Raw genomic sequence first — 234 nt, 5'->3', positions numbered from 1 at the left:
AGGGAAAGGGCACGGGCGGTATCCCTGAGCCGGCCGGCGAAAGCGCCCTGAAAGGCCTGGGCGACTTGCCAGGCGCTGACCGCGCCGAGCGCGAGCACCGGCAGCAGCAGCGCCAGCCCGAAGGCGATCAGATAGGTGCTGAGGCCCCAGCGACGCCCGCGCCCACCCGAACTCGGAGTCATGCTGCAGCCAGTTGCGCCGCCGGGACGGCAGGGATAGGACGTTGCATGGCCG

General features: G+C 71.4%; 1 protein-coding gene. It reads right to left on the bottom strand.

Translation table 11 applies throughout. The features are described from left to right. Nucleotides 1–182: hypothetical protein (locus AC0IW9_RS32065; RefSeq protein WP_471652314.1), on the bottom strand; the 182-nt coding region annotated here is incomplete at its 3' end. Between the last annotated feature and the right edge of the window lie 52 nt (nt 183–234).

The sequence above is a fragment of the Belnapia sp. AC561 genome (genome assembly GCF_979252845.1).
This window is presented reverse-complemented; position numbering and strand designations above follow the sequence as displayed.